Raw genomic sequence first — 1,149 nt, 5'->3', positions numbered from 1 at the left:
GTATTGGTGCTATGATCGGCATCGCTCAGTCCGGTTGGTGGTTTTGGTTGGTTTGGCGATTGATCAGATCGCACAATCCGGGCTGAGTTCCCTTTCAGTGATCTACTATTCCGCGCATCTATTTAGGCATCTGATGTATCGCTCTCCCGGCGAGCGGTGGACAGCTCTATTTCTTTTGCGATAGCTTTATCTATGGCATCCAGCTGCATGGCAAACTTGATTTCAAGCGAACAGCGTAATGCCTTCAGGGCGCGTTCTTTGGTGCTGTATTGTGGTATGCCGTTCTGGCTACCATTCATGCCTCGCATGCGGCGGGAGGTTGCATCGACAACCTCTCCCTCTTCCCGTGTGCCGTGAACCGTAGTTCCGCTCCATGTCGGATAAACAGTGCCAGTGGCGGTGTTGAAGCTCCAGCCGTTTTGGTATTCCCCCGAGACCTCTGGTACGGGCATATCGCGTTCAACGCCATAGTCAGACCAGCGTAAAGCGCGGTTTATTCTGGCCTGTGCCACCAGCTCATCATACGCGGCTTGTTCTTTTTTATTCATCGCCATTTAGGGCAATCTCCTTAGAGGGGAATTAGGTGTTATATCGGTACGTAAGTGCTTTTCAGGCCTAATCTCTGACAAGGCCTGATGTGCCAGACTGCCGTTGCATTCACCGTTTTATGGCGGTTGACAGAGCCTCATTAAGAGCCGCAATTAGCTCAGGCGAAGTCGGCTCCAGATTTTTGGAAGCGTTCAGCAGCTCCTGAAGTGAAGAGATTTCCTTTGGCTCCACCTGGTTTGTTTCAGGTGCCGTTTTTTGCACTTCATCCAGTGTACGCTGTGCACCGTTATCCAGCACCAGCACCCCCCCGGCACGAATTTCTGAAATGGTGCGCAACGTATACATCAATTTATCCCAGACACGGCTACCAACCTCGAACCCGGAATCAGCTACTTTTTCTTCATTATGCTTTTGAAAAATTTCTTCTAACCAAGTGGTGAAGCGCTTTCCAAAAGTATTGGCGGCTAAAGAAGTGCAGGAATAAACCTGTTCGACCTGTTTTGTTCCATTTTTATCAGTGAATGTAATGAGACCGATTCGGCGGTGATGCTGCCAACTTACTGATTTAGTGTATGATGGTGTTTTTGAGGTGCTCCAGTG

General features: G+C 49.4%; 2 protein-coding genes. Both read right to left on the bottom strand.

The window, feature by feature from the left end:
- Positions 1 to 122 precede the first annotated feature (122 nt).
- Positions 123 to 554 (bottom strand): hypothetical protein, encoded by a 432-nt coding sequence (locus ACOTYN_RS26370; protein WP_001251242.1) that lies wholly within the window; start codon positions 552 to 554, stop codon positions 123 to 125.
- A gap of 103 nt (positions 555 to 657) precedes the next feature.
- The coding region (locus ACOTYN_RS26365) for a hypothetical protein (protein ID WP_421634809.1) at positions 658 to 1,149 on the bottom strand (492 nt) is incomplete at its 5' end.

The organism is Enterobacter cloacae complex sp. IR5458, assembly GCF_049238025.1.
GTDB classification, from domain to species: Bacteria; Pseudomonadota; Gammaproteobacteria; order Enterobacterales; family Enterobacteriaceae; genus Enterobacter; species Enterobacter kobei.
The sequence above is the reverse complement of the archived record's forward strand: the minus strand, read 5'-3'. Positions and strand labels throughout refer to the sequence as shown.